This is a genomic window from Burkholderia sp. Ax-1720 (assembly GCF_011753035.1).
Taxonomy (GTDB): domain Bacteria; phylum Pseudomonadota; class Gammaproteobacteria; order Burkholderiales; family Burkholderiaceae; genus Burkholderia; species Burkholderia gladioli.
This window is the reverse complement of the sequence record NZ_VWWK01000315.1, coordinates 1-3,891: the sequence shown is the minus strand read 5'-3', so window position 1 is coordinate 3,891 and position 3,891 is coordinate 1. Positions and strand designations below refer to the sequence as shown.

Here is a 3,891-nt window from a genome sequence, read left to right as displayed (position 1 = left end):
CGCGGCCACGCCCGGGGTCACCCGGCTCATGCCGCGCCCCCGCCGACGATGGCCGGCAGCGCCGCCGCCACGCGCTCGACCACCGGCGGCCAGGCGCCGCCCTCGGCCTGGCGGAACAGCCGCGCCTGGGGATACCAGGGGCTGTCCTCGCGATCGAGCATCCAGCGGAAATCGGGCGTGTAAGGCAGCAGCACCGCCAGCGGCCGGCCCAGCGCGCCGGCCAGGTGCGCTACCGAGGTATCGACGCTGATCACCGCGTCCAGCGTCTCGACCAGGGCGGCGGTATCGGCGAAATCGCCGAGCTGGTCGCCGACGAAGCGGATCGCGCTGGCCTCCAGCACCGCGCGATCCTCGTCGCGCACCAGCTTCTGCAGGCTGATCCACTCGTGGCGCGCATCCACCATCGGCAGCAGCTCGGCCAGCGCCAGCGAGCGGTTGCGGTCGTTCAGGTGCAGCGGATTGCCGGACCACACCACGCCGATGCGCGGCCGGCCGTCGCCGGGGCCGAGCCGTTCGCGCCAGCGCGCGACGCGGGCCGGGTCGGCGCGCAGGTACGGCAGCGCGGCGGGAATCGAGTCGAGATCGGTGCGGAATTCGAGCGGCAGGCTCATCAGCGGGCAATGCAGGTCGAAGGGCGGCAGCGGCGCGCCGCGCGCCACCAGCGCGTCGACCCCGTCGAGCGAGCCGAGCAGCGCGATCAGCTCGGGCTGCACCTCGAGCACCACGCGCGCACCCAGTGCCTTCACCAGCGGCGCGTAGCGGCAGAACTGCAGGGTGTCGCCCAGGCCCTGCTCGGCATAGAGCAGGATCGTGCGGCCTGCCAGCGGCATGCCGTGGGTCCAGCGCGGCTGCGCGAAGCCGCGCCGGCTGGCATCGAGCTGGCCGTCGCGCCAGCGCCATTCGTAGGCGGCCCAGCCGGCCTCGAAGTCGCCGGTGGCCAGGCACAGGAAGGAGCGCGTGCAATGCGCGATCACGTAGTCGGGATCGATCGCGATCGCATCGGCGAAGGCCTGGCGCGCCTCGTCGTGGCGGCGCAGCGCGCGCAGCGCGTTGGCGCGCTGGAAATGCGCGAGCTTGTCGCCGGGCGTCGCCGCGATCACGGCGTCGAGATCGTCGAGCGCGGCCTCGTAGCGATGCATCTCCAGGCGCGCGCGGCCGCGCATGAAGCGCGCGCGCGGATTGCCGGCGTCGAGCGCCAGCGCGCGCTCGCTGGCGTCCCGCGCCTCGTCGTGGCGCCCCAGCGTGAGCAAGGCGCTGGCATGGTTGCAGAGCACCTCGGCCGCATCGGGCCGCACCGCCAGCGCGCGTGCGTAGCTGTCGACCGCGTCGTGCAGGCGGCCCAGCTCGGCCGCCGCGTTGCCGCGCTGCGCGAGCGCCGGACCATGGCCGGGGTCGAGCGCGAGCACGCGATCGCAGCGCGCCAGCGATTCGTCGTGGCGATCCAGCTGGCCGAGCGCGATCGCGCTGTTGAACAGCGCGTCGACGAAGGCCGGATGCGCGGCGATGGCGGCATTGAAGTCGGCCAGCGCGCGCGCCGCGTCGCTCAGGTCCAGCCAGGCCACGCCGCGCAGGAACAGCGCCTCGACATGGCCCGGCTGCAAGGCCAGCGCATGGCCGTAGCTGTCGACCGCGTCGCGGTAGCGGCCCAGCCCGCGCAGCGCCAGCCCGCGCGAGCGCTGCGCGTCGAAGCTGCGGCCGGCCAGTTGCAGGGCGCGATCGCAGTCGCGCAGCGCGTCCTCAAGGCGCCCCAGCAGCCGGCGCGCCTCGCTGCGCTTCACATAACCGTCGGCGAAATTCGGCACCTGCGCGAGCAGGCTGTCGTAGGCGGCGCAAGCCTCCTCGTGGCGGCCCAGCTGGCCGAGCAGGCCGGCGCGCTGGAACAGCGCGCGCTGGTGGGCCGGCTGGATCGCGAGCGCCTCGTCGAGCCGCTGCAGCGCCTCCTCCTCGCGGCCGAGCCCGACCAGCACCGCCGAGTAATTGGCCAGCGACAGCGGCGCGGGCCGCCGCTCGACCGAGCGGCGCATCAGCGGCTCGGCCTCGTCCAGCCGCCCCTGCTGGAAACGCAGCGCGCCCAGCAGGTGCAGCGCCTCGGGATGCTCGCCGTCCAGCGCCAGCAGCTCCGCATAGGCCGTCTCGGCCTGCTGCAGCGCGCCCTCCTGATGCGCGCCGCGAGCCCGGGCCAGCAATTGCTCGACGCGCGCCGCGTCGGGCGGCAGCGTGCTGGCGGTGCTCGCGAGCGCGATCCCTTCCCCCTTCGATGTCATCTATGGCCCCTGTTCTCTCGACGATGTCTCGTGGCGCGGCGCGTCGGGACGCCGGCGTGCTGCCTTGATCCGCGAGGCTATCGGAGCACCCGTAACACCGGTATGACGAAAGTTACGGAACATTTGCTCCAATGCCCGCCGCGGCCCGCCGGCCGGCGCCCGCGCTCGCACCCTTTTTTCGGCCCTGCCGCGCCGCCGGCGCGAAACGCTCAAAAGGTCCGTAGCTTTCGACATGCCGCTGCCACAGGCGCTGCTTACCTTGCCTGTTCGTCCGGAGGCCGCCGGACGCGAGGCGGCACACCAACCACAAGACCTGGGCAATGAGGATCGAATCCAGCACGCGACGCGCCGCGCGAACGGTGCAACGGGGTTTCACGCTGATCGAGGTGCTGGTGGCGCTGGCGATCGTGGCGATCGCGCTGGGCGCGGTGATGCGCGCGATCGGCGCGCTCGCCGCCGACACCGATACCGCGCGCATGCGCCTGCTGGCGCTGTGGAGCGCCGACAACGCGCTCGGCGCGATCCGCATCAGCACCGCGTTTCCGCCGGTGGGCAGCACCAGCTTCGCCTGTCCGCAGGGGCCGTATGCCTTCGTCTGCCGCCAGTCGGTGAGCGCCATGGCGATGCCGCGGCTCAGGCAGGTGAAGGTCAGCGTCTACGCCTCGGGCTCGAGCCGCACCGTGCTCGCCGAGCTGGTCTCGGTGGTCCAGAATGAAGCGCGCTACTGAGGCCCGGCGCCGCGCGCGCGGCTTCACGCTGATCGAGATGCTGGTGGCGATCGCGCTGATCGCGGTGATCGCGCTGCTGTCCTGGCGCGGGCTGGATTCGACCATCCGCGGCCGCGACACCATCTCGGGCAATCTCGCGCAGACGCGCCTGCTCGGTCGCTACTTCTCGCAGCTCCAGTTCGACCTGCTCAACCTGGTGAGCGCCGACGAGGTGTTCGGCGCGCCGCTGCGCATCCATGCCAACGAGCTGGTACTGGTGCGCCATGCCGGCATCGGCGCCGGGCCGACCTTCGTGCAGGTAGTGCGCTACCAGTTGCGCGGGCACGCGCTGCTGCGCAGCGCCTCGCCGCCGCTGGCCTCGCTGGCCGAGCTGGCCGACGCGCTCAAGCAGATGGACAGGTTCGCCAGCGTGACGGCCAGCAACGACGCGCGCTCGATGCAGCTCTCGGTGTGGATCGCGCCGGGCGGCTGGACCGGCAACCAGGCCGCGATCGAGCAGGTCTACGCGCAGTTTCTCGCCCAGCACGGCGTGAGCAATACCACCACGCTCGGCATGCCGCTGCCGCGCGGCCTGCGCTTGGCCGTGACGCTCGGCTCGCCGCCGGTCGACTACGTGCGGATGATCCAGATCGGGCAATGAAGACGGCAGGCGATCTCGACAAGCCAACCAGGGGGAATCCCATGACGACAGGTGAACAAGCCGGCTTGCCCGCGACGCGGGCGCCGGCATCGACGGCGGCCACCGAACTGGCCCGCGCCCAGGCCGCGCACGGAACCGGCCGCCTCGACGACGCCGCGCGCGACTACCGCGCCGCGCTCGAGCAGGCACCCGGGCACCCGGAAGCGCTGCACGGCTACGGCGTGCTGCAATTCCAGCGCGGCGCGGCCGGCGAGGCCGA

4 protein-coding genes are annotated in these 3,891 nt (G+C 72.8%); 3 read left to right on the top strand and 1 reads right to left on the bottom strand.

Annotated elements, in window-relative coordinates:
* Positions 1-26: 26 nt before the first annotated feature.
* Complete coding sequence (locus F3J18_RS35900; protein ID WP_166916866.1) at positions 27-2,264, bottom strand: tetratricopeptide repeat protein; 2,238 nt, start codon at positions 2,262-2,264, stop codon at positions 27-29.
* 320 nt (positions 2,265-2,584) lie between these two features.
* On the opposite strand from F3J18_RS35900, the gene gspI reads away from it, so the two are divergent.
* From gspI to F3J18_RS35885, 3 genes are all read left to right on the top strand, one after another.
* On the top strand, positions 2,585-2,992 hold the full coding sequence (gspI, locus tag F3J18_RS35895; RefSeq protein ID WP_166916864.1) for a type II secretion system minor pseudopilin GspI: 408 nt from the start codon (positions 2,585-2,587) through the stop codon (positions 2,990-2,992).
* Positions 2,976-3,632 (top strand): prepilin-type N-terminal cleavage/methylation domain-containing protein, encoded by a 657-nt coding sequence (locus F3J18_RS35890; RefSeq protein WP_166916862.1) that lies wholly within the window; start codon positions 2,976-2,978, stop codon positions 3,630-3,632. Before gspI ends, F3J18_RS35890 begins: the two co-directional genes overlap by 17 nt.
* 41 nt (positions 3,633-3,673) lie before the next feature.
* On the top strand, positions 3,674-3,891 hold a 218-nt coding region (locus F3J18_RS35885), incomplete at its 3' end, for a tetratricopeptide repeat protein (protein ID WP_166916860.1).